The organism is Mycetohabitans sp. B46 (assembly GCF_037389205.1).
In the GTDB taxonomy this organism is placed as follows: domain Bacteria; phylum Pseudomonadota; class Gammaproteobacteria; order Burkholderiales; family Burkholderiaceae; genus Mycetohabitans.
Genome location: NZ_JADBGL010000002.1, coordinates 44,471 through 66,806 on the forward strand (window position 1 = coordinate 44,471; position 22,336 = coordinate 66,806).

At 60.5% G+C, this 22,336-nt stretch carries 21 protein-coding genes, 1 tRNA gene and 2 pseudogenes; 11 read left to right on the top strand and 13 right to left on the bottom strand.

Features of this window, described 5'->3' with window-relative positions:
- Positions 1 to 27 precede the first annotated feature (27 nt).
- A complete protein-coding gene (locus IHE30_RS02070) occupies positions 28 to 699 on the top strand; it encodes an RES family NAD+ phosphorylase (protein WP_337688969.1) in 672 nt (223 codons plus the stop codon).
- On the opposite strand, the gene IHE30_RS02075 is transcribed toward IHE30_RS02070, so the two are convergent.
- The 3 genes from IHE30_RS02075 to IHE30_RS02085 form a co-directional block, all read right to left on the bottom strand.
- On the bottom strand, positions 696 to 1,442 hold the full coding sequence (locus IHE30_RS02075; protein ID WP_337688465.1) for a metallophosphoesterase: 747 nt from the start codon (positions 1,440 to 1,442) through the stop codon (positions 696 to 698). The two genes, IHE30_RS02070 and IHE30_RS02075, sit on opposite strands and share 4 nt — an antisense overlap.
- A gap of 97 nt (positions 1,443 to 1,539) precedes the next feature.
- On the bottom strand, positions 1,540 to 1,683 hold the full coding sequence (locus IHE30_RS02080; RefSeq protein ID WP_337688466.1) for a hypothetical protein: 144 nt from the start codon (positions 1,681 to 1,683) through the stop codon (positions 1,540 to 1,542).
- Positions 1,684 to 1,990: 307 nt separating this feature from the next.
- A complete protein-coding gene (locus IHE30_RS02085) occupies positions 1,991 to 2,773 on the bottom strand; it encodes a sensor histidine kinase (RefSeq protein ID WP_337688468.1) in 783 nt (260 codons plus the stop codon).
- Positions 2,774 to 3,005: 232 nt separating this feature from the next.
- Between IHE30_RS02085 and IHE30_RS02090 the strand changes: the two genes are divergently transcribed.
- Positions 3,006 to 3,347 (top strand): FKBP-type peptidyl-prolyl cis-trans isomerase, encoded by a 342-nt coding sequence (locus IHE30_RS02090; RefSeq protein WP_337688469.1) that lies wholly within the window; start codon positions 3,006 to 3,008, stop codon positions 3,345 to 3,347.
- Positions 3,348 to 3,400: 53 nt separating this feature from the next.
- Here the strand turns inward: IHE30_RS02090 and IHE30_RS02095 are convergent, their stop codons facing one another.
- Together IHE30_RS02095 and IHE30_RS02100 are read right to left on the bottom strand one after the other, a co-directional pair.
- Complete coding sequence (locus IHE30_RS02095) at positions 3,401 to 4,486, bottom strand: chitosanase (protein WP_337688471.1); 1,086 nt, start codon at positions 4,484 to 4,486, stop codon at positions 3,401 to 3,403.
- A 391-nt stretch (positions 4,487 to 4,877) separates the two neighbouring features.
- The gene (locus IHE30_RS02100) at positions 4,878 to 5,345 is read right to left on the bottom strand and encodes a MarR family winged helix-turn-helix transcriptional regulator (RefSeq protein ID WP_337688472.1); all 468 of its coding nucleotides are present in this window, start codon (positions 5,343 to 5,345) and stop codon (positions 4,878 to 4,880) included.
- Between the two features lie 317 nt (positions 5,346 to 5,662).
- On the opposite strand from IHE30_RS02100, the gene IHE30_RS02105 reads away from it, so the two are divergent.
- Together IHE30_RS02105 and IHE30_RS02110 are read left to right on the top strand one after the other, a co-directional pair.
- Complete coding sequence (locus IHE30_RS02105) at positions 5,663 to 6,433, top strand: class II aldolase/adducin family protein (RefSeq protein WP_337688473.1); 771 nt, start codon at positions 5,663 to 5,665, stop codon at positions 6,431 to 6,433.
- The gene (locus IHE30_RS02110; protein WP_443193591.1) at positions 6,414 to 7,439 is read left to right on the top strand and encodes a 2-dehydropantoate 2-reductase; all 1,026 of its coding nucleotides are present in this window, start codon (positions 6,414 to 6,416) and stop codon (positions 7,437 to 7,439) included. The genes IHE30_RS02105 and IHE30_RS02110 overlap by 20 nt, the downstream gene beginning before the upstream one ends.
- 194 nt (positions 7,440 to 7,633) lie before the next feature.
- Here the strand turns inward: IHE30_RS02110 and IHE30_RS02115 are convergent, their stop codons facing one another.
- Positions 7,634 to 8,254: a hypothetical protein gene (locus IHE30_RS02115; protein ID WP_337688475.1), complete on the bottom strand. Its 621-nt coding sequence runs from the start codon at positions 8,252 to 8,254 to the stop codon at positions 7,634 to 7,636.
- Between the two features lie 280 nt (positions 8,255 to 8,534).
- On the opposite strand from IHE30_RS02115, the gene IHE30_RS02120 reads away from it, so the two are divergent.
- Complete coding sequence (locus tag IHE30_RS02120) at positions 8,535 to 9,320, top strand: ABC transporter substrate-binding protein (protein WP_337688477.1); 786 nt, start codon at positions 8,535 to 8,537, stop codon at positions 9,318 to 9,320.
- 78 nt (positions 9,321 to 9,398) lie between these two features.
- On the opposite strand, the gene IHE30_RS02125 is transcribed toward IHE30_RS02120, so the two are convergent.
- The gene (locus tag IHE30_RS02125; protein WP_337688478.1) at positions 9,399 to 10,877 is read right to left on the bottom strand and encodes an RNA polymerase factor sigma-54; all 1,479 of its coding nucleotides are present in this window, start codon (positions 10,875 to 10,877) and stop codon (positions 9,399 to 9,401) included.
- A 409-nt stretch (positions 10,878 to 11,286) separates the two neighbouring features.
- Between IHE30_RS02125 and IHE30_RS02130 the strand changes: the two genes are divergently transcribed.
- Positions 11,287 to 11,415, top strand: a complete 129-nt coding sequence (locus tag IHE30_RS02130; protein WP_337688479.1) for a hypothetical protein — start codon at positions 11,287 to 11,289, stop codon at positions 11,413 to 11,415.
- 90 nt (positions 11,416 to 11,505) lie between these two features.
- Here the strand turns inward: IHE30_RS02130 and ligD are convergent.
- The 3 genes and pseudogenes from ligD to IHE30_RS02145 form a co-directional block, all read right to left on the bottom strand.
- Positions 11,506 to 12,399 (bottom strand): annotated as a pseudogene (ligD, locus tag IHE30_RS02135) (non-homologous end-joining DNA ligase); the annotation flags it as partial.
- Between the two features lie 46 nt (positions 12,400 to 12,445).
- Complete coding sequence (locus tag IHE30_RS02140; RefSeq protein WP_337688480.1) at positions 12,446 to 12,607, bottom strand: DUF1328 domain-containing protein; 162 nt, start codon at positions 12,605 to 12,607, stop codon at positions 12,446 to 12,448.
- Between the two features lie 251 nt (positions 12,608 to 12,858).
- Positions 12,859 to 13,233 (bottom strand): ferritin-like domain-containing protein, encoded by a 375-nt coding sequence (locus IHE30_RS02145; RefSeq protein ID WP_337688481.1) that lies wholly within the window; start codon positions 13,231 to 13,233, stop codon positions 12,859 to 12,861.
- 227 nt (positions 13,234 to 13,460) lie between these two features.
- On the opposite strand from IHE30_RS02145, the gene IHE30_RS02150 reads away from it, so the two are divergent.
- The 3 genes from IHE30_RS02150 to IHE30_RS02160 all read left to right on the top strand — a co-directional run bounded on the left by IHE30_RS02150 (position 13,461) and on the right by IHE30_RS02160 (position 17,212).
- The gene (locus tag IHE30_RS02150) at positions 13,461 to 13,841 is read left to right on the top strand and encodes a DUF3175 domain-containing protein (protein ID WP_337688482.1); all 381 of its coding nucleotides are present in this window, start codon (positions 13,461 to 13,463) and stop codon (positions 13,839 to 13,841) included.
- A 45-nt stretch (positions 13,842 to 13,886) separates the two neighbouring features.
- The gene (locus tag IHE30_RS02155) at positions 13,887 to 15,185 is read left to right on the top strand and encodes a cation:proton antiporter (RefSeq protein WP_337688483.1); all 1,299 of its coding nucleotides are present in this window, start codon (positions 13,887 to 13,889) and stop codon (positions 15,183 to 15,185) included.
- A gap of 101 nt (positions 15,186 to 15,286) precedes the next feature.
- Positions 15,287 to 17,212 (top strand): PAS domain-containing hybrid sensor histidine kinase/response regulator, encoded by a 1,926-nt coding sequence (locus IHE30_RS02160; RefSeq protein WP_337688972.1) that lies wholly within the window; start codon positions 15,287 to 15,289, stop codon positions 17,210 to 17,212.
- A 200-nt stretch (positions 17,213 to 17,412) separates the two neighbouring features.
- On the opposite strand, the gene IHE30_RS02165 is transcribed toward IHE30_RS02160, so the two are convergent.
- Positions 17,413 to 18,525, bottom strand: a complete 1,113-nt coding sequence (locus IHE30_RS02165) for a porin (RefSeq protein ID WP_337688484.1) — start codon at positions 18,523 to 18,525, stop codon at positions 17,413 to 17,415.
- A 747-nt stretch (positions 18,526 to 19,272) separates the two neighbouring features.
- Here IHE30_RS02165 and IHE30_RS02170 point away from each other — a divergent pair.
- Positions 19,273 to 19,349 (top strand) — tRNA-Pro (locus tag IHE30_RS02170).
- A 193-nt stretch (positions 19,350 to 19,542) separates the two neighbouring features.
- On the opposite strand, the pseudogene IHE30_RS02175 reads toward IHE30_RS02170, so the two are convergent.
- Both IHE30_RS02175 and IHE30_RS02185 read right to left on the bottom strand, forming a co-directional pair.
- Positions 19,543 to 19,725: pseudogene (locus IHE30_RS02175) on the bottom strand (lysis system i-spanin subunit Rz); the annotation flags it as partial.
- 211 nt (positions 19,726 to 19,936) lie between these two features.
- On the bottom strand, positions 19,937 to 20,131 hold the full coding sequence (locus IHE30_RS02185; RefSeq protein WP_337688486.1) for a hypothetical protein: 195 nt from the start codon (positions 20,129 to 20,131) through the stop codon (positions 19,937 to 19,939).
- Between the two features lie 267 nt (positions 20,132 to 20,398).
- Here IHE30_RS02185 and IHE30_RS02190 point away from each other — a divergent pair, with 267 nt between their 5' ends.
- Positions 20,399 to 22,330, top strand: a complete 1,932-nt coding sequence (locus tag IHE30_RS02190) for a beta-galactosidase (RefSeq protein WP_337688487.1) — start codon at positions 20,399 to 20,401, stop codon at positions 22,328 to 22,330.
- Positions 22,331 to 22,336 lie beyond the last annotated feature (6 nt).

Sequence of the window (22,336 nt, forward strand, 5' to 3'; positions counted from 1 at the left end):
GCGCTACGCGACCCGGGCTGCTGGCCCATCGCTACGCTTCAGTGGCAGCCTGCCTACCGGGTGGTGCCGACACGCTTGCCGGCGATCAACCTGTTCGATCGCGTCGCATCAGCCAGCGACTTCGACGCGCTGTACGCGCTCGAGGCGATCACCAACGATCGCCTGCGCACCGAAGTCGGCGAAATCGACCTGGTGCCCCCCGAAGAGCGCCGCTTCGGTCCAGGCTACGGTCCGATCATGGCGGCGCTCACCCATTTGAATCCCGCCGGCAGTCGCTTCTCGCCGGGCACATTCGGCGTGTTCTATTGCGCGCGCGACGCTCGTACCGCAATCGCCGAAACCCGCTATCACACCACGTTGTTCCTGTCGGCAACGCATGAGCCGCCGATGCGCCAGCCAATGCGGCTCTACACGGTTAACGCGCAAGGCAGCGTGCTGGATCTGCGTGAGCAACGGAATGCCCTCGCGTCGACCATCCTGCATCCGCACGACTACACGTTCGGCCAGGCGCTCGGCACAGCCGCCCGCCATGCGGGCCACGCAGGCATCGCGTATCCTTCCGTGCGCGACCCGCATGGCGAGTGCCTGGCGGCGTTCCGGACCACGCTGCTGCGGCAATGCCACCATGCCGCCTATCTGGAATACAACTGGAATGGCAGCCGCATCGACATCGTGTTCGAACTGACCCAGGTCGGCTAACTGTGCGTGGGCCAGTCCAACGACGCGGCGCCCCGCCGCAGCGCCTCGTGAGTCGAGATCGCATGGATGCGGCCGCTATGCACGTCCACTATCGACAGCGCACCATGCGGCGAGAACGCGCCTGTATCGACGAACGTCTGCGCGCCGACCGTGCGGACCTCGGGCACCGGCGTATGCCCGCAGTAAGTATGCGATAGTCCCCGTTGCACGCGCGGGTCGACCCCGCCTGAGATCAACTGCCGCCCCCATAGTAGGCGCGCGCGCGTGCGTTCGTCGAATTGCGCGGCATCCAGCGTGAGGTCGTCACCGAAGAACTCGGCATGCAGCACGTTGAAGCGCCGCGCGCCGCTGCCTACGACACGCGCCAACGGCAAACGCCTGACGCGCGCCGCGTAGCGGCTCAGCCTCTCGGCCGGTAGCGCGCGCGCCCACGCACCGCCTACCGAATCCCAAGCCGTCTGTGGCAACACGCCGTCGGCCACATCGCACATCACCGCCTCGTGATTGCCCTTGACCGCGAAGAACCATGGCCTCTCCAACAACGTGAGCGCCTCAACAGGATGCTCACCGCGATCGACCAGGTCTCCCACCGAAAACAGACGGTCGTGCGCCCCATGGAACCTCACCTGCGCTAACAGATAGCGCAGCGCATCGGTGCAGCCGTGCAGGTCACCGACGACGAAGTCGCGCCCTGTGTCATTCCACGGATGGAACGCGACAAAACGGTAAGAAGCCTCATTCATGATGTCGATGATAGCCCCGGGTACGCCGTACGGCCACGATGCATTGGCGCAATTGTTGAGCGCGTATTCCGGCGACACACCGGCCGGGCACAAACTGCTACATCGGCTGCTCAAGCGACAGCACTTCCGTCTTGCATGGTGACGCACCGCCGCCGGCAAGATCAATTGACGACGCTTCTCCAGCATCGAAGCGCTGGCAGGGATGCGCATCGAGCGGCTGGAAGTCTTCGATGCCATACATGGCATTCATCCTGCGGCTGTATACGCAGGAACAGGAGCCGCAACGGCCGGACGACGCCTGCGACGTGATCGGACATGCGCGCGCGTACGGGATCGTGGAGAAGGTACGGGCGCCGGGCGAGCCGCTGCGCAGAGGCCCGTCCGGCACCTGTCGGACGCCGACTGTATTTGCGCGATGTACGGGTCCAACTGCCGGCCGTGCTGCTAGCCGATGCGCACGGCGACGCGGTCAACGAGGCGCGCACGCGCCGCATGCGCCATCATCACAAGCGGGCCAGCGGCTGACAGCGCGACGCCCGGCAGCCTGCTCATCCGCGCTCGGGCAACGTCAACGCGATCGAGGTAAAACCATCGGTCCCGCTCACCGCACTCGATTTGCCACCGTGCGCCAGCACGACACGCTGCGTGACGGACAGGGCGAGCGGCATCCCGTCGGTGCCCTGCACCGGTGTCGCCCCGCGCAGGAATGGTTCGAACGCATGGGGCAAGTCCGGGTTGGTCAGTGCATCGGACGGCTGGAACTGGATACTCGCCCGCCATACACCGTCCTCAAAGACGTTTTCCATGCTGACCGTCCCGCCAGGACGCGACGCGTCCACGGCATACGCCAACGCCGCCCACAGCGCCTGCACAATGCGCGCGCCGTCCGCCACGATCGAGATACGCGACGGCGGCCAGCGCACCTCGATCGCCGTGGCGCGTTCGCGCGCGAAAGTCGCATCCAGGCATTGCACGACGTGCGCGACGACATGTTCGACGTCGAGCATCGTCTTGTCCAGCGGCAGCGCCTTGCTTTGCGCGCGGGTAGCATCGATGACATCCTCGATGATGCGTACCTGCTGCTCCACGCCCGTGCGCAAGCCGGCCAATGCTCGCGCAATGGTGGGCTCGGCCTGCCCCACCTTGCTCTCCAAGACGTAGATCCAACTGTGAATGCCGTTGAGCGGACTGCGCAAGTCATGCGACGCCACCGACAACACGCGATCGCGCGCAAACAAAGCGGCAACGGTCTGCAGGTAGGCCGCGCGGGCGGCCAACGCATCGTTGGGCTCACCGTCAAAGTTGCCCGATGCAGGAATAGAGCGACTCAATACAATTTCTCCATTTGGCAAAGCACGGACCGGAACGCCAAGCCGTGACGGGTATTATAGGCATCGCGCTGGCGCTGTCACGATCCGCGCCGACAAAGGATCCAGCTCGCGCCACTGCCTGTGCAGATCAGAGCCGGATCCCAGCAAGGCTCCCCTTCTAGCAAGTCTCGATCCCGCCAGTACCCGGCCGTTTGCGCTACGATGTCGGCTTTTAACTCAAGGAATCCCCGCCATGGCCACTGTAACGACCGCCTCCGGGCTGCAATACGATGATTTGACCACAGGTAGCGGTGCGCAAGCTCAAGCAGGCCAGACGGTCAGCGTGCACTACACCGGCTGGCTTACCGACGGACAGAAGTTTGATTCCAGCAAGGACCGCAACCAGCCGTTTTCGTTCGCACTGGGCGCCGGCATGGTCATCCGCGGCTGGGACGAAGGCGTGCAGGGAATGCGTGTGGGCGGCGTGCGGCGGCTGACGATCCCGCCGCAATTGGGCTATGGCGCACGCGGCGCAGGCGGTGTCATCCCACCGAATGCAACGCTCGTGTTTGAGGTGGAGTTGCTCGGCGTCTAAGCCACCTGCCGCGCCCGACGCGCCGCGGCTGACGACCCTTTGACGCCCGACGGCTAGTGCAATTGCCAGTTCGTGACCTTGACGATCGCCGCGTCGGCGTTCTTCAAGTTCGTCTCGCCTTGGTCCATCAGCTTGCTCCATTGCTTGACCCGGTTCTTACCGTTGGGCGAGGTGTTGTAGTCGTGCGTGTCGACGACCTTGGTCCGCTCAGCATAGAACCGCGTCATGAAGGTCTTCTCGTTCGGGCTGTCGCCGGAGCGCGCGAGCAGCGCCTTTAGCGAGTCCTTGCCGCCGTCCGCCCCCTGGTTCAACGCCGTGTCGACGAACGATCCGATCGTCAGCGCGCTGCTAAAGCCGCGTTGACGAGCCTGTTGCACGCTGTATTGGATGTCCACGTTGTAGAACGTGCGCCACATCGCCTCGCGCCATGTCGGGTTGTTCTGCTGGGCGTTGACCTTGCTGCAAAAGGTCTTGCTGCTGTCCGAGATCTTTAGGATCGCGCCGGACATCTTGCCATGCGCGCCAATGCGGGTCAGTCCGCCTTCCGCAGACGGAATCTTGGCACCACTAAGCGCATCAAACGTTTTGAATAGCTCGGGACCGTCAGGCCCAGTATCGTTCGAACCGCCCGTGGTCGCGCCGAAAATCCCGATCGTATAGCCACGATCATCATGGATGTTTTGACAGTACCCATAGTACTTCGTCCATTGCAGCGAGTCCTGCTCCGGCTTGTTGATCAGCTTCATGATGTTGTTCCACTGCTCGCCGTCCAAGCCCGTATTCTTCTTCAAGAATTGCAATGTCGCAGGGGAGAAATTGGCATCCGGATTGCCGCTAGCCACATTGGCGACCACGTTGCAAGTTTGCCCGATACGCCACGGCTGCCCAGTATTGCCGTCGCCACTGTTCAGGTCGGGCGCGTTGCCCTGCGTCCAGTAGGCCGCAGTGTAGTTTCGCCCGGCGTAACTGACCACCTCACCGCCCTGGTAGATCGCCTTGGCGTCCCAAGGCGCGTCGCAAGGCTCGCTGTTCGGCTGCACATCGTCGGCGCGTGCCATGCCGGAAACGGCCAACAGGCCAAGGCTCATAGCAACGGCACAAGACATGCGCGTCAACGTCTTTGAAATCAATTGGTTCACGGCAGACTCCATATTATTGATGCGTTGAAGATTGCAAGCGCGCCGGCGGCGGACAGCCGATACCGTAAAGCAAAGCGGCGCCCGCAACGCGCCCGGGCCGAAGCACGCGGCCACTTGCACGAACCAGGTCTGCCATTTTTGCGATCCCCGCCTCCACGACGGACACCAGCGAGCGGACGAGCCCAATGTTGGACCATCGGAGTCGCGACAAACCGATACTAGGCAGGCCTGTCTGTCTAATCTACGCGGAAAAACCCTCAAAGGGATCGAGCAAACATTCCAATCAATGGCTGAGGGCGGCGTTCATGCGATCATCGCGGCAATTTCATCCCGGCAGGAACGCGGCATTGGCGTCGCGGATGTGTGCTGGCCCGGATGCCCTCGCCAACCGCTATCCTTGCAGCACGCTGGCGAGAATCTTGTCCAGCGTCTGGGCCAGCGCTACGCGTTCAGCCTCGGACAACACCGCGAGGATCGCATCGTTACGTTCGCAGGAAATCGATGCGGCCTTGCGAAACAACGAGGCGCCTTTCGTCGTGAGCGCGATGCGCACGCCACGACCGTCTTCCTCGTCCGCCTCTTTAGTCAGCAAACCCTTCTTGCCAAGCACGTCGGTGGCACGACTCGCCTGGCTGCGATCCAGGTTCGACGCGCGCCCGAGTTCCGATACCGACAACGGACCGAACGAGCCGACGCTAAGCAGCACGCGCGCCTCGGTCAACGGCAACCCCAGACGAGCAACAAATGCATCGTTCATTACCTTGTCGGTCAGCTTTGTGAGCCAATGCAGCCGGTAGGTGAAAAGCTGGTCGATCGGGCTCGGAGCGGGACGTCGGGTACGCATGGACGATCGGGACATTGACAATCGATAGTAAAACGAGCATCCAGCATACCACTGCTATCCCGGCGCTCTGTGCTTACGCTGCCTGCTTACACTTTTTGACAACACCCTCTGTCATTCCGCTTTCCCAGCCCACTTTTTCCGTCCGCTCCATCAAGCCACACCACCACGGCCCCCACCCAGCTCCTCTGCCCGCTTTCTGCGTCATCCGGCAACCGATATGATGCGTGCGCACGCATCATATCGGTTGCACGTACATCGATAAGCCGTTACGATAGTCACCGATGCCCGATCCGGCACGACCAGCATGACGTGCCGGCCACAAGGAGACGAACATGGCCACACCGCAGCATACGGCGCCCCCATCCTGGTGCACTGCCAACGAATGGCACGCCCGCGTGCAACTCGCCGCCACCTATCGGGTCTTCCACCTGCTCGGCTGGACCGAACTGATCTTCAACCACATCACGCTTCGTGTGCCGGGGCCGGACAAGCATTTTCTGATCAATCCGTTCGGCCTTACCTATGACGAGGTAACTGCGTCGAACCTGGTGAAGATCGACGTGGACGGCAACATCCTGAGCACCAGCGACTATCCGATCAACCCGGCCGGCTACATCATTCACAGCGCAATCCATCGCAACGTGGACGATGCACATTGCGTGATGCACGTACATACATCTGCCGGGCTGGCGGTCGCCTGCATGCGCGACGGATTATCCTATTCGAACTTCTATGCGGCGCAGCTGCACGATATGGTCGCCTATCACACATTTGAGGGCATCACCGTGCATGCAGATGAACAGCAGCGGCTATTGGCTTCGCTCAGCGACAAGCGCCTGCTGATCCTGCGCAACCACGGATTGCTGTCGCACGGCCGCACGCTGGCGCATGCGTTTGTCTTGCTGTGGACGCTAAATCGCGCGTGCGAAATCCAGGTTTTAACTGAGTCGATGCGCGGTGACGTGCTATCCATCCCCGCGCACGTCACCGCGCGCGCCACGCGCGACGCGTTGCAGTTCTCCCCGGACACCGGCGCCGGTGAGGACGTGCTGGCCGCATTGATCCGCCGCGTTGAACGCATCGATCCATCCTACAAGGAGTGACGCGTTGATGCCCAGGAATATCACCATCGTGGGCGCTGGCGCAGTCGGCGGACTGCTGGCGGGCAGGCTTGTGCAGACCGGCGTTCCGGTCAACGTGCTGGCCCGTGGCGCGCAACTCGAGGCGATCCACTCACGCGGACTGACGTTGATCGAGGAGGGCGAGTCCACGAGTGTGCACGCGCACGCCACAGATGACCCTGCCGCGCTCGGCGTCCAGGACATCGTGTTCGTGTGCCTAAAAGGCCATGCACTGGTCGATGCGGCAGCATCGCTAGCGCCATTGATCGGCCCGCACACGCGGATTGTGTCAGTCATGAACGGCGTGCCATGGTGGTTCCTGCACCAATTCGGTGGCGCATGCGCCGATCGACGGCTCGAATCGGTGGACCCTGGCGGCGCCGTGTCCGCAGCGCTGCCCGTGGCACAGGCCGATGGCTTGGTCGTGCACCTGGCCGCATCGGTGCGCGCACCCGGCGTGATCGTGCGCAACAAGGGCAACCGGCTAATCGCTCGAACACCGCATGACACCGACGACACGGTCCAGCATGAGATTGTCCGGCTGCTGCGAGACGCCCGTTTCGACGTGTCGCTCGCCTCTTCGATCCAACATGAGATTTGGGCGAAGCTGTGGGGCAACATGACGATGAACCCAATCAGCGTACTCACCGGTTCAACCGCCGACGTGATCCTGGACGACCCGCTCACAGCACGCCTGGTCGTCGAAGTAATGCGGGAAGCACAAGCCATCGGTGCGAAGCTGGGGCTGGACATGGGCATGAGTGTCGAGCAACGCAATGCTCAGACACGCCAACTCGGTGCGTTCAAGACATCGATGTTGCAGGATGCCGAAGCCGGCAGGCCGATGGAAATCGATGGAATCGTCGGCGCGCCGTATGAGCTTGCCCGGATGAGCGGCGTGCCGACGCCATACCTGGACATACTGCTTGGCCTGATACGGTTGAAGGGCCGTAGCATAGAGCCCTGCGTCGGTGGCGCTGTCGGGTAGCGGCAGGCTTGGTCTATGGCATCAGCGACGGCTAGCGCCCAAGCATTGCCGCGCAACGTGGTATTTCGCACGCCGACGCGAAGGTCGCCGAGTGCTGACTCTGCCGCGCCCTCATGTCGCTTGACACCCGCCACGTCGCTGGGCCCGTTGCCTACCTGCCTCGCCGGCGTAGCGGCCCGTCTGCACCCATAAGCCTAATTGTCGAACCAATCCGTATCGCCCCGCTCAATCAATTTATAGCGTTGCATCAATTCGATAAAGCTCTCCAGCTTCGGTTCGGCGGAATCTTGCTCGGCATGCGGGGCGCGCTCGAGCATATCGCAGTCGAATGCGGCAGCGGCAATGAATGCGCAGAGCGGCGGGCGCGGCGGGGGCCCCGCCGGCGTCAGCCCGAACGCATCGGAGAGCAACCGATAGTGCCAATCGAGCATCGCGATCGCACGCACCGCCACGCCGTCGCCTGTCGGCAGATTCTGCTCCATTAACTGGCATGCGCGTACCAATCGCCGCAGTGCCTCGGCAGGGCGATGGCCGCACGCGCTCACAGACGCCGGGTCGCCGTCGGTAGCAGCATGGGCGACCACTTCAGCCGCGCTACGCAGCGCGTCAGTAAAGCCTACCAATGGCGCGCTGAACGCTTCGCTGGCCGCCAACGTGTGTAACGAGCGGTGCACCCAACTCACATCATGTTGCATGGCGCCAAAATTATCCAAGGCGACGCGGCACAGTGTCTGCACGACGGCACGGGTCAGCAGCTTGTCCCCGTGCGCGCCGTGCGGCTCGTCAGATCCAGCGGCGGTGTGCCCCGCGCCCATTGTGCTTCTCCTGTTTTCCCCGTTTAAGCAACCTATTGTCCCCCGTCATCTAGTCCAACGCACGGCCTTTCGACGGTCAAAATCCGACAAGCCTGTCCCTATTAAATACATACTTGAGCGCCACCCTCTCGACGCGGCGTGTCTAGACTGCTACTCTGCGCGGCGCAGAGGCAGCACGCGCGGCTCACCGGTTCGTGCGTGGTGCACCCGCCGATACGTTCCTCTTACAGGAGGAATGCATGTCAATCTACCACCCACCAAGGCTCAAAAGGGGATAAAAGTGAAAAAACTATTTGCCGCTGTGTCTGTCGCGATTGTCGCCTTCGGCGCATCCGCCGGCACTTACGCCAAGGACTGGTCCACTATCCGCTTCGGCGTCGAAGCGAGCTATCCGCCTTTCGAATCGAAGGCCGCGGACGGCAAGCTAGTCGGCTTCGACATCGACCTGGGCAACGAGATCTGCCGTCGCTTGCACGCCAAGTGCATGTGGGTCGAGAACAATTTTGACGGCATGATTCCCGCCCTCAAGGCGCGTAAGTTCGACGGCGTGCTGTCCTCAATGACAATGACGCCGCAGCGCGCCAAGCAGGTCGCGTTCTCGGCCAAACTGTTCAACACGCCGACGCGGCTGGTAGCCAAAGTCGGCTCGAGCATCCAGCCGACGCCGGAATCGCTCAAGGGTAAGCGCGTGGGCGTCGAACAAGGCACCATTCAAGAAACATACGCGAAGACGTACTGGATGCCTCAGGGCGTCGAGGTCGTTTCCTACCAGAATCAAGATCAGGTCTATGCCGACCTGCTCGCCGGCCGCCTGGACGCCGCGCTGCAAGACACGGTACAAGCCGACGTTGGCTTTCTGAAGACGCCGCACGGCAAAGGATACGCATTCGTCGGCCCTAGCCTGCAAGACGAAAAAACGCTGGGTATCGGCGCGGGCATCGGCCTGCGCAAGAAAGACACCGACCTGAAGGTGATGATCAACAAGGCCATCTCCGATATGCTCAACGATGGCACTTACAAAAAGCTCGAGCAGAAGTACTTCGATTTCGACATATACGGGGGCTGAGCAACGCGGTGCGCGGTCACGTGGGAGCGGCCACGCCCGCTTCCCAGCACCGCGCTGCACAGACCGCCAACGACGGCTTTACGCCTGCCGGCGCAAGTCTGCCGGTGGCACCTTCATTTGTTGCCGATACTTAGTCACGGTACGCCGGGCCACCTGGATACCCTGCTGCGTCAGCATCCGCGCAAGCGTGACGTCGGACAATGGATCGCGCGCACTCTCGGCATCGATCATTTCCTTAAGCAATGCTCGCACGGCCGCCGCGGAACACGTTCCGCCGCTCTGGGTGCACAGTTCACGGGGAAAGAAGTGCTTGAACTCGAATATGCCGCGCGGCGTCGCCATGTATTTGTTGCCCGTGGCGCGCGAGATCGTCGACTCGTGCAGGCCAAGCTCATCCGCAACGTCACGCAGCACCAACGGCTTTAGTGCGATTTCACCGTATAGGAAGAACGCCTTTTGGTGGGCCACGATGCATTCGGCGACCCGCTGGATCGTATCAAAGCGCTGCTGCGCGTTACGCAACAGCCAGCGCGCTTCCTGCAATTGCTGCCCCAGCGGCGAGCGGTTAGTGCCCGATGCTTGTGCAAACAAATCCGCGTACATCCGGTTAATCCGAGCGCGCGGTAGCACGGCGGGATTCACGGTAACGACGAACTTGTCGCGTGCCTGCCGCACGATCACGTCCGGCACAACATAGTTGTCCTCAGCCCGTCCATAGGCATTGCCGGGCTTCGGATCAAGCTTGCGGATGAGCGCACAGGCCTCGTGCAACGCGCGCGTGCTGCAACCGATATGCTTCTGCAATTCACCGAGTTCGCGCCGCGCCAGCCGCTCCAAGTGATGCACGATGATCTCACGCGCAATGTCGCGCCGTGGCGTGTCATCCGGCATCGCGTTCAACTGCAGCAGCAAGCACTCGGACAATGAACGGGCGCCGATACCAGGCTTGTCCAATGATTGCACAAAACGTAGCGCGACCAGCAGTTCCTCGTCCGTGGGGGGCGTGCCAAGCTCGGCGAGCGCGGCCAGCTCTGACAGGGGCTGACGCAGGTAACCATCGTCGTCCAGCGCCTCGATCACCAATTGCGCCAACTCCCGATCGCGCTCATCAAGGCGATACAGGCACAACGTGCCCTGCAATTGCTCGCGTAGCGACGGCTGAATGCGTAACCAGGCAGTCGGGTCGCTGTTGTCCGCGCCACTGTACTCGCGAATGGGGCCGTGATCATACGGATCACCAGCAAAATCCGTTGTGGCCGTATCCGAATAGGGTGTTTCCGCAGCCACGCCGGCGGCCTCTGTGCCGCTGGTGATGGGTTCGGCGCAGGACGGCAATGCGCCATCCCCACTATCACAGCCGGCGCTGGTCAGCGTATCCGATACCGCATCTTCAGCTCCGCTCAACGAGTCGTCCTCGAGAAAAGGATTAGAGTCCAGCGCCGCGCGCAGCTCTTGCTGGAACTCGACGGAAGACAGCTGCAAAAGGCGCACCGACTGCTGCAGTCGCGGCGTCAATGCTAGCGACTGACGCATGCGTTGTTCCAGTAGTTGGGGCATTTTCGGTAATCCTTCGGTTTTGAAAAACAAGCACGACCACGCACGCCCAATGCGACGTGGACCGCTGTCTCATGAGCGAGCAACACTCGTGCCAATTGCGTAATGGGCCGTCAGGCGGTGAGCACATGCCAATCCCGGCGTGCGATGGTTACGCCTTACCCGTGCCCTTTTTACAACGGAGCGGGAAGACATTCACCGTCGAATGTCGAGCAAGGTCGCCGTTGTACCTGCCACGGCAACCGTCTGGGCCGACCCGACGATCCAGGCACAAACCTACTGACGACCCCGTGGCCTCCGGCATGCCAAGTGCGGTATTCGAAGGCTGCATGTCACCCAACACAGCATGCACGCTGAGCCATCCGCTAGGAGACATCATGGAAGCTATGTCGCCGCTCTCAGGATGAGCGTGGTGACGGCACGCAAGCACGAGATGCAGTGTGACCAGAAGTTTGCTGACGAATTCATGGCTATTGACGACACCGAGTTGGGCACAGCGCACAGCAGCGATGAACTGGCCGAACAGGGCAAGCGCGCGTAGTCCCAAGCACAAGATAGATCGCGGCGGCCGGGCATGGCACCCGACAGACGGGTGTATGGATAGATTGAGTGCCCCGCACGCGCGGCGCGCTCAGGCGCTCTCGCCGCCCGGCTCCAAGCGCTCAAGCATCGCCGCTGTGATGCGCTGGCGCGTGCTCCAATAGCTGGCCCAGGGGTCCGCGCCTAATTGGTCGAGCCGCTCGGCGATGTTGCGCAATGTCCATTGCGCCGCGCGGCTTGTGCGAGGCACCTCGTCCCACGTGAGCGGCATCGACACAGCCATCCCTGGTCGAGCGCGCGGTACATAGGCGGCGATCGTGGTTGCGCCGCGGCTGTTGCGCAGGTAATCGACGAAGATCTTGCCCCGGCGGTTCTGCTCGCCCATTTTCGCGCCAAACTGCGCTGGCCAGACGGTAGCCATATGGCGGGCAACGCGCTGCGAGAACGCCTTGGCGTCGTCCCAGCCGGCATGTGCGTCCAACGGGACGACCACATGCAATCCCTTTCCGCCGCTGGTCTTGCACCAGCACTGTAAGCCGAGGTCAGCCAACACAGTGCGCAGACGTTCGGCGGCCTCGAGCATAGCGCGCCACGGCAACGCTGGGTCGGGATCGAGATCAAAGACAAGCCGGTCGGGACGTTCGATGGCAGGAAGCTGGGCGTTCCATGTATGGAGTTCGATTACGTCCATTTGGACGGCCCCCACCAGCGCCGCCGTATTGTCGATGGTAATCAATGGCTTGTGTCCAGGGTCCAGGCCTTCGTGCTGCGTGACATGCGGTATCGCAAGCCGGTCGCTATGCCTTTGAAAGAACAACTCCGCATCGATTCCGCCCGGTGCGCGCAATAATCCGACGGGCCGTGCGCGCAGATGAGGCAGCAACACCGGCGCCACCCATTCGAAATAGCGAACCAGGTCAATTTTGCGGGTACCGGTGTGCGGATCCATCACCCGATCGGGATGCGAAATCCGCACGCCCGCCACCGTCTCATGCAGATTGCGTTGCTCCGAGTCTTTCATACAGTAGCGATTATCGCCTGATCAGGCCAAGCAGCAGCGTCGCCAGAGAAATCACGAGGAAGATGAAAAACAGTATTTTTGCGATTTCAACTGCGCCCGTAGCAATTCCGCCAAAGCCGAATACGGCGGCGATGATGGCAATAATGAAAAAAATAACAGCGTAACGAAGCATAGCATTCTCCCCCAAATCAAAGACCGGCAACGGCCATCGGCACATGACTAAACTTCTTGCGCGCGTGCCAGTCGCACAAGCAGATGAAAACCGTCAGACGATGGGACACGACGACACGACGGTAGCCAGTCCCTCCGCATACCTTTCGTGCATGGCCAACGCCGCCTCCATGGTGCGCCGGGACGTCGGGTCGCCCTGCCCAATGTATTCGACGATCTCACGGTAGCTTCGATTGCCACTCGCGCCGCCACTCAGTTCTGCTCACCCCTCTCCTGCAACGAAGCCCCCTCTCGATGCTCCGGGTGACTCCGGGCGGGAAGTGACTCAGGCGCAAAGTCGGGGATGCCGCTAAGTTCAACGATACGTTGCGCCAATGCAGCAGCGTACCGCCACGCATCGTCCGAGCATTGGCGGAGCGCGTGCGCGACCCGAATCAAATGCATCCCGGCCGCCATGAAGCCATCTCGACGATACCGCAGTGCATTCACCGTCTCGGTTGCCAACGCATCGTTGAGCAACTCGGCAACCGCTTGCCGGTCAGCAACGTAACCGACAGTCGTCGCCCCTTGCTCAAACCGTTCGGCGGCAAGCTTGCGAATCGCTTGTATGTCCCTCAGTGATGACATCCGTAATATGGCGTACTCCGTGTGTGGACAGTGTGAGTCATACAACCAGGCGTGAGGGCTCCATTGTTTCGACTCCTTTCGCCTTGCAGCAATCTCAGCTTTGCATCAATCATGCCTGGCCGGTCTGCTGCCGCCCCAACCCGGGGCAGCCCAGTCAGTAAAGCATAGGCATGAAGCTTGCGAAAGCGCGTTGCCGCATATCCGTTGTCGCATACCGAGAGGCCACCATGACAACCAGCACCTGCTCCCATCCCTCCACCCGGCACCGTAACGGCCGCCCGCCGCGCCAGCGTCACGCGACAGCGCGCGCCGCCCATCGCAGCAACCGTGCCAAGCGTTGGTCACACGACGTGACTCAGCACAGCCACGCATTGGACCTGGAGCCGGATGTCTTCAAGCAAGGCACAGCGCAGCAAATCGCCGAATCGCTTAAGCGCGCGTCGATGCGCAGCACACGGCGTCGCGGCACGCCGTTCCAATCGGCCATGTCGATGCTAAATTTCTACATTAACCGTGCCGGAAAGCACTTACCTGCGTCGCGCCGCCAGATCCTGGAACGGTCCAAGCAGGCATTGCGGGACACATTCGGCCGGCGCCGGGGATCGTGACAATGCACGCCCGAGCGTCTATCTGACCAAGCGCGCCCATGCATCATGCGTGAAACGACCTGGTTCCTCGTCGTGGGCGGCGTCTTCGTCGTGATGGGTATCGCCGGCTCGATGCTCAAGCGCCTGCCCTGCAGCAGCGCAATGCTGTATCTGGCAATAGGCGCTGCGCTCGGTACGCCCGGAGCCGGAATACTCGCGCTGGATATTTTTCGCGACGCGCATTTGCTGCGAGTGTTGACCGAGGTGGCCTTGCTCGTGTCACTGTTCGCCATTGGCTTGCGATTGCGGGTGCCGCTGGCCGATCCGCTTTGGGGCTTGCCGCTCAGGCTCGGCGTGCTGGCAATGCTCGTCACGATATCGTTATTGACTGCGTTCGGCATAGTAGTACTAGAGTTGCCAGTCGGTCCCGCGCTGTTGATGGCCGCCATTCTGGCCCCGACCGATCCCGTGCTGGCCCACGACGTTCAAGTACAAGATTCACGCGATCAGGACCAGATGCGTTTTGCGCTGTCCGGCGAAGGTGGATTGAACGACGGGGCAGCCATGCCGTTCGCGCTCCTAGGTATTACATTGTGCGCCCAACCAGATAGGCCGATCGCCGCGGTGCTGTCCCCGGTCTTCATGGCTCATGCGCTCTGGGGCAGCGTCGGTGCAATCGGCATCGGTGCCGCTCTCGGATGGGCAACGACCCACGTGGTGGCATGGCTGCGCACACGGCATGCACAAGCACTGGGCCTGGAGGGCTTTTTTGCCCTCGGGCTGATCGTGTTGTCGTACAGCGCTGCAGAGCTTGCCCATACATACGGATTCCTTGCAGTCTTTGCCGCCGGTGTCGCGATGCGTCGCGTCGAGCACCGCGCCAGCGGCGAGCGCACAGCACAAGCGACGATCGGCACAGTCGATCCCCAGGACGTTCAGGCTACTGCGGCACATCCGGACAAGGCACACGCTTACATGGCCGAGTCTATTCTCAGCTTCACGATCGAACTGGAGAGGATCGCGGAGATGGCCACAATGATCGTCATCGGCAATGTACTAACCACCTTGCCGGTGCCATTGTTCAGTCCCCGCAATGCGCTAGTAGCGGCCGCGCTGTTCCTGCTTGTTCGCCCACTTGCGGTGGGCATTTCACTGGTGGGCTCCCGCGCCTCGCCGGTGCAGCGTCGCCTGATGAGCTGGTTTGGCATCCGTGGAATTGGTTCGTTTTACTACACTGCCTTCGCGGTCGAGCACGGTGTGCAGGCCAGCACGGCGATCGTGCCCACTGCATTGTTCGCCGTCACTGCATCGGTTGTGGTCCACGGCATTTCTGCTACGCCGTTGATGAACTGGTATCAGCGATAGCGGCAGGCTCATCAATAAAACACCAAACTGGGAATCCATACCGCCATGCAAGACCGACTGCCAGTACTGCCAGCTAAACTGGGGAAACAAGGGTGACCACGATGTCAGGGCGAGCCGTACTGCATGATCCCGCCGCTTTCGAACTGATGGTCCAGAACATCAAGGACTACGCGATTTTCATGCTCGACCCACAAGGCCACGTCGCGAGTTGGAATACCGGTGCTCAGTACATTAAAGGATACCGTGCCGAAGAAATCATCGGGCGCCACTTTTCAGTGTTCTACAGTCCGGCCGACATCGCGGACGGCAAACCCGGGTATGAATTGCAGCATGCTGCCGAATTCGGCCGTGTTGAAGATGAAGGTTGGCGCGTCCGTCGAGACGGATCGAGATTCTGGGCCAATGTCGTGATCACAGCGCTGCGCGCGCCATCGGGCGAATTGTACGGCTTCGCCAAAGTCACCCGCGACTTGACTGAGCGACGTGCAGAGGAGGACAAGCTTCGCCAAAGCGAAGAACGGTTCAGACTGATGGTCGAATCGGTCAAGGACTACGCCATCTTCATGCTGGATCCACAAGGGCGCGTGGCAAGCTGGAACGCTGGCGCCATGCAGATCAACGGGTACCGCTCAGAAGAGATCATTGGCCGCCATATGTCTGTCTTCTATCGCGACGACGATGACACCGACGGCCTGCCTGAGCGGCAGTTGCAAGCCGCCGCAGACACGGAGCGTGTCGAGGACAATGCATGGCGCGTGCGCAAGGACGGCACATTGTTCTGGGCCAATGTTGTGATCACAGCGGTACGCGACGCCGCCGGCACACTGCTCGGCTTCACCATAGTGACGCGCGATATGACCGAGCACAAGCGTTTGGAGGAACTAGAGTTGTCCAGCCGCCGCATGAGCGAGTTTCTCGCGATGCTCGCGCATGAATTGCGCAATCCGCTCGCCCCCGTGCGTAATGCAGTTAGCGTCATGCAGCTGGCCCCGAACGTCGATGCGACAATGCGTCATTGCCACGACGTGATCGATCGGCAGGTCAGCCATTTAACGCGGCTTGTCGACGATCTGCTGGACATCGGGCGGATCACCACCGGCAAGCTGGAGCTGCGCCTGGCCTGCATCGACATGGCGGAAGTCGTCGCCCGCAGCGTGGAAGCGGCCCGCCCCTACATCGACGAGCGCTGGCAAACCCTGCATGTGCAATTGCCGCCCCAGCCGGCCTGGGTCCGTGGTGACATGACACGATTGGTCCAGGCCGTGCAAAACTTGCTGGACAACGCCTCCAAGTTCTCGCCCAGTGGCGCCCGGATCAGCATTGAGGTCACTGTTGGAAAGCGCACGATCTTCCTGCGTGTAATCGACCAGGGCCGAGGCATCTCGCAGCAGGGGCTGAAGTCGATCTTCAACCTGTTCGTGCAAGAAAACCACGCACAGAATCCAACCGATACTGGCCTGGGGATCGGCCTGACGCTGTGCCGCTCGCTGATCGAGCTTCACGGCGGAACGATCGACGCGTCTAGTGATGGGCTCGGCAGCGGCAGCACGTTCACGATACGTTTGCCGATCGACCGGCATCAGGTACACACGGATCCGCCAGCATCGTCCAGCGTCGTCATGTCTACGCCGTCGATACCCCTACGAGTGCTTGTCGTGGACGACAATCGCGATTCCGCCGATAGCCTCGCCGTCCTGCTCGAACTCAAGGGTCATACGGCCCGCGTGGCCTACGACGGCGCGCACGCGATCGAGATCGCCCGCGTGTTCCTGCCGGATCTCGTGCTGACCGACCTGGCCATGCCCAATGTCGACGGGTTCGGCGTGGCGGTCGTACTGCGTTCGAGCGTGGACCTGTCCGGCTCGACGCTCGTTGCGATGTCCGGCTTCGGCCAACCGGGCGACCGTGCCCGATCGTTGGCCAGCGGTTTCGACGCGCACTTGGTCAAGCCGATTGAACCAGCCCAGTTAGACGCGCTGCTCGAGCGCAGCATGCGACAAGCCAGCAAGGACTCCTTGCAACGCTGACGCCTCACGCCTCGACGTACAGTGCACCGTGCTCCCTGCCCGGTGTTCAGCGCTCAGTGCCCAGCGCTCAGTGCCCAGTGCCCAGTGCCTAGTGCCCAGTGCCCAGTGCCCAGTGCCCAGTGCCTAGGGCTCAGGGCTCAGGGCGTCTGTACATCGGCGCATCAGATCGGCTGGACCGCTGGCGGATGATGGCTGGCGAATCAGAAACGGTGGCGAACGCCCGCGGCGATCAATAGCTGGCTCCCACCAGATGCAGGCTCGGCGGTATTGATCATGGCTGGCACGCCAGCCGATGCACGCTGGTAAATCGCCTCCATGTAGGTGTCGGTACGCTTGGAGAGCGCATAATCGAGTTGCACGGCGCCCTGGTGCCAGTGCGCATCGGACGCCTTCGTGTACGTATATAGGCCGGCCAGCGTCAAAGTGGGCATGAGTTGGTATACGCCATTGACCTCGTAGTTGCTGAATCCGATCGAACGGGCACTGGCGCCCGTGTCGGCATCTGCGACACCCGTATAGGTCGCACGGGACCACGCGGCACCCAGCGTCAGGTCTCCCAGCGCATAGTTCGCGCCGACGCCGTAGGTATTCTGCGCGCCGGCGGTGGCATTGAACGCGTCGCGGTTCGAGCCGGGCAACGCCGCGATATCGTAGGCGCCGGCTGCCGTCCTGCCGCGGCCGCCCACATGAAGGTATGCAGCGCCCGCATTGAACGGGCCATTCTGGTAGCTCGCCCCGACGCTGTACGCGCGGTTGTTGGCGAATTGTCCCGCCGCGTTCGAGAACGCATACATGCCGCCCGCGCTGAAACCCGCGAATTGTGCACTGGTGTACTTGATCGAATTGCGCGCCAGATAGGAGTTGTTCGCGTTATCGTTGTCGAACGGATGGGCGAATGCAGTGCCGCCGGCCCCGCCCGTCAGCGTAAAGGGTGCAAAGTAGTCATGGACTGCATCGTACTGGTGACCCAACGTGATCGTGCCGTATCGCTCGTTGCCTAAACCGACGTAATACGGATGATCATTCAATGACTGCCCATTGGTCACCGCGAAGCCGCGTTCGAGCCGGAACACCGCCTTGTTTCCGCCACCGAGGTCTTCCGAGCCTTGCACGCCCCAATAGCTGCCGTCGATCAAGCCACTGGTTGCCTTATACTGCGCATGGCCGGCGACATAGCTCAACCATGCGACGCCGGTGTCCAATTCACCATACAACGCTACACTGCTCTGTGCATGCGCTTGAGTGACGCAGGCAGCCAGCACGATTACATAAAGGCGCCCGTCGGCCAGGCGCCGATTTTGTTTGCCAGACATGGGTATGGACCGCTTGAAAAGAGGAAAGCTGCGATAGTCAACTTGTAGGGACAGCCGCAGTGGCGACTATAGCCTTGTCGCTCGGGCCGCAATGATGGCAAGTGCGCCACGCGCTCTAATGCTTCGCATCTGTTGCCGCGACCGAAACCGCTACTGCCCTGCTCCCGCCATGCTGGCTGCAAGTCCCCCACATTCGACATACCGGCCGCCCACCGATCTCAACAGTCTCGTCACGCCACCAGTCTGCCAGTCCACCGCTTACCCCGCTTACCAACTCACCATCGCATCAAACAAACGGCCATGCACGCTACACTGCCCACATAGCCGATCCTGATGCAACAACCGTCATCAATGGCGCCGCATCATAGCGGGGCTTGCGCTCCAATAATGGGACCCACGAAAGCGCTCGACCTCGACGTGCTCGGCACAATCATGGCATCGCCAACACCGGCAACCCAGCCGCGCTGCTGACCTCGTGCACCGTGTCTGCTGTGAGCATGCAACTGAAGACCCTGTAGGCATCACTCGGCAAGACACTGTTTGTGCGCAAGCCCTGCGGCAGCGTGCTACTCTCGGACGGCGCAGGACTGCTCGGCTTCGCCCGGCGGATGCTAGAGCGTTGCACGCCGAATCCGGTATTCCTGCCACCCAATGCGCGTAGCGGATCAATGCATCCCACGACACTGTGCATTGCTCAACCGTATGCGGTTCGCAATCGTGCACATCTCTGCTATACTTCATCGCTTTCGGGGCGTAGCGCAGCCTGGTAGCGTACCTGCATGGGGTGCAGGTGGTCGGAGGTTCAAATCCTCTCGCCCCGACCAGTCTTAAACCCGCGTCAGCCAAGGCTTTCGCGGGTTTTCTTATTGCTTCCCGTTTTTTTGCAATGGGGAGGCGATATTAGAAGACTTCTAATATGTCTCATGCCTTCGGTACCGCTCGGCCCTTTCAACGTCCGCTAGTTCGACGACGCACTAGCCTACCGCCCGGCACCACGTCGAGCTAACGAGCGGCGCGTCATTGGCAGCATCTCCGACCCACCACACACACGTCGCCTTGGAGCGCGCGAAGCTTGCCTATCTCCCGCTGGTCATCGGCCGCGACCGCAAAAACGCGTTGCGCAGTTGCTGCGTCGAGGTCTGCGTAGGCGGCTCCATCGCCCACGCTGGTGGTGCTGGCAGTTCCGGGCAGGTCGTCGCCACGGGTTGAGCCACAATGGTTTTACTGAACATCCGAGCCTCCATCCCGCCCTGTCGGCATTCGCCCGACGAATTTCTGAACGACGGCCTCAAGCGCCTTTTGCCCAAGGATGCCAAACAGCGAAGCGGTGCCCACGAGCCCAGTCGGAGATAAATCGGGAATGCCGTCAAGACGAGGCGAGCATGCGCCTGGCCGCCGCATAGTCGCCGCGCTACATCGTGGCAAACGTGTTCGCAAACGTAAGTAGCTGGCCGTCCATGTTGAAAACCATATTGGTCATCACGCGCTGGCGTACCGCATCGAGACTGCGCCACCACGGCAGGTGGCGATCGAGCCACGTTACCGAACGCATCACATCGTTTTCCAGTAGTAGGTTGCATTCGACATCACTGATTCCGACATCCATTAAATTGCGTCCGACACCCATGGTGGTTTTGCCCGCCGTATCAGGCAGGGTTTCAGACGCCGCCCTTCATTGCGCTTCAATTCCGACAGAAGCGTTGGCATATCGAATATTTCAATCATTTGCGTTTTGACTCGAAGTTTTAAACATAAACACTCGGTGGGGAGCACCTCCATTGGGGAGCTTATCTTGCGAGCACCTGATATGATTCAGGGCTGACAGTTCAGTAAGAAGTCGCACCTACAAGGTGCGGATATATAAGCAACGACCATGAAAAAACGCAGCTTCTTGTCGGCCCTTGCCCTGACACCGCTCCTGGCTATGTGTGCCGTAAAGTGCAGGACACCTCACTTTCTGCAACGGAAAATCACCGAACCAGAAATTAAACCTGATGGGTTTGTCCACACATTTGAGTTCGGCAACGACGGCATAACATTCTTGCTCGATGGTCAACCATTTCAAGTTCGTAGTGGTGAGATGCATCCTAGCCGTATTCCGGTCGAGTACTGGCGACATCGCATCCAGATGGCGAAAGCGATGGGCATGAATACCATTGCGATCTACATCATGTGGAACTACCATGAGGCCACGCCGGGTAAATTCGATTTTTGCACCGAAAATCGAGATATAGTTGCATTCGTGCGTCTATGCCAGGAAGAAGGGATGTGGGTGCTTCTCCGGCCCGGTCCTTACATTTGCGGAGAGTGGGAACTGGGAGGGCTGCCTTCCTATTTACTACGCTACGACGACATCAAACTACGCGTCAGTTCGGCTCAAGATAAACGTTACATGGATGCATGCCAGCGGTATATCAATGAGCTTGCGCCGCTTGTTAAGCCACTGTTATTGTCAAACGGTGGACCTATTCTCATGATCCAGATAGAAAACGAGTATGCCAGCTACGGTAGAGATCGCTCCTATCTCGAAGAGCTTCGGCAACTGTGGGTCAATGCAGGAATTACAGGCCCTTTCTTTACTGATGATGGCGTAAAACAATTGTATGAAAATCGCACGATACTCAAAGGCACGGCGATTGCCCTAAGCGGACCGAAGGCGCGAGACTTTGCACATATCCGCGAGGAGTTTCCCGGTTCAATGGTCATGTGCGGTGAAATTTATCCTGGATTTTTTACTCACTGGGGCGATGATAAATTCCAAGGCAGCGATTCTGATATATCACGTCAATTGGCCGACTTCATGCGGTATGGTCTCTCCTTTAGTTTATATGTTATCCACGGCGGCACGAATTTTGGATTCACGGCGGGCGCGAATATTGATCCGGAAACTGGCGACTATCAACCTGATATCACCAGTTATGACTATTTCGCCCCAATCAACGAACAAGGCCAAGTAACCGACAGTTACCGCCGCTATCGGACACTGATTCAAAGTCATTTGAGCCAGCCTCTCCCTGAAATTCCTGCTGCACTACCGACGATCGTGCGCTATGGAAGTGATGCGCTAATGCCGTATCTGTTCACTTCGATATGGGATAACCTGCCCGAACCGATCAAATCCGCACCCGATGCCGCGCCGCTTCCGATCGAGTATCACGGACAAGTGTCCGGCTTTGTGCTGTACCGCAAGCCCGACATAGGCGGAATCGGTGGCGCATTGACGCTGCGCAAGGTTCACGACTACGCAACCATATTTGCCGATGGCTTATATCTGGGCGGCATATCCCGCATGAAAATGCAGCCCCACCTCTCCGAAGGACTACGGGTCGTGTCGAACGGTGAGCAAATACAGGTCGCGCCGGGCAAAGCGGTGCTCGACGTTCTCGTTGAGGCCATGGGGCGGGTCAACTATGGCGACGACCTCATTGATCGCAAGGGAATCACCGAAGCCGCACTACTCGATTCGAACGAGCTTCGGGGATGGAAAACTTATCCTATTCCGATGGATTCCGCATATCTCGCATCATTGCGACAGGGTTGCGCTGACCCTAACCGCCCGGGTCTTTTCTTCAAAGCTACGTTCACGCTAGATGAGGTCGGTGACACGTTCTTCGACATGCGTCACTGGATTAAGGGCATCGTATGGGTGAACGGGCGGAATCTTGGACGGTACTGGAACGTAGGGCCACAGCTGCGTCTTTTCTGCCCGGCTTCGTGGCTCAAAAAGGGCTGCAACGAAATGACGATTTTTGACTTGCACCAAATAGTATCCGCACCTATCGAGCTGCACAAGACGCTCATTTAAGCCAAA

Excerpts from the sequence above, each read along its gene's own strand:
- IHE30_RS02075 (WP_337688465.1), bottom strand. The coding sequence starts at position 1,442 with ATGAATGAGGCTTCTTACCGTTTTGTCGCGTTCCATCCGTGGAATGAC.
- IHE30_RS02080 (WP_337688466.1), bottom strand. The coding sequence starts at position 1,683 with ATGTATGGCATCGAAGACTTCCAGCCGCTCGATGCGCATCCCTGCCAG.
- IHE30_RS02090 (WP_337688469.1), top strand. The coding sequence starts at position 3,006 with ATGGCCACTGTAACGACCGCCTCCGGGCTGCAATACGATGATTTGACC.
- IHE30_RS02100 (WP_337688472.1), bottom strand. The coding sequence starts at position 5,345 with ATGTCCCGATCGTCCATGCGTACCCGACGTCCCGCTCCGAGCCCGATC.
- IHE30_RS02105 (WP_337688473.1), top strand. The coding sequence starts at position 5,663 with ATGGCCACACCGCAGCATACGGCGCCCCCATCCTGGTGCACTGCCAAC.
- IHE30_RS02115 (WP_337688475.1), bottom strand. The coding sequence starts at position 8,254 with ATGGGCGCGGGGCACACCGCCGCTGGATCTGACGAGCCGCACGGCGCG.
- IHE30_RS02125 (WP_337688478.1), bottom strand. The coding sequence starts at position 10,877 with ATGCCCCAACTACTGGAACAACGCATGCGTCAGTCGCTAGCATTGACG.
- IHE30_RS02140 (WP_337688480.1), bottom strand. The coding sequence starts at position 12,607 with ATGCTTCGTTACGCTGTTATTTTTTTCATTATTGCCATCATCGCCGCC.
- IHE30_RS02145 (WP_337688481.1), bottom strand. The coding sequence starts at position 13,233 with ATGTCATCACTGAGGGACATACAAGCGATTCGCAAGCTTGCCGCCGAA.
- IHE30_RS02150 (WP_337688482.1), top strand. The coding sequence starts at position 13,461 with ATGACAACCAGCACCTGCTCCCATCCCTCCACCCGGCACCGTAACGGC.
- IHE30_RS02155 (WP_337688483.1), top strand. The coding sequence starts at position 13,887 with ATGCGTGAAACGACCTGGTTCCTCGTCGTGGGCGGCGTCTTCGTCGTG.
- IHE30_RS02160 (WP_337688972.1), top strand. The coding sequence starts at position 15,287 with ATGTCAGGGCGAGCCGTACTGCATGATCCCGCCGCTTTCGAACTGATG.
- IHE30_RS02165 (WP_337688484.1), bottom strand. The coding sequence starts at position 18,525 with ATGTCTGGCAAACAAAATCGGCGCCTGGCCGACGGGCGCCTTTATGTA.
- IHE30_RS02185 (WP_337688486.1), bottom strand. The coding sequence starts at position 20,131 with ATGGATGTCGGAATCAGTGATGTCGAATGCAACCTACTACTGGAAAAC.
- IHE30_RS02190 (WP_337688487.1), top strand. The coding sequence starts at position 20,399 with ATGAAAAAACGCAGCTTCTTGTCGGCCCTTGCCCTGACACCGCTCCTG.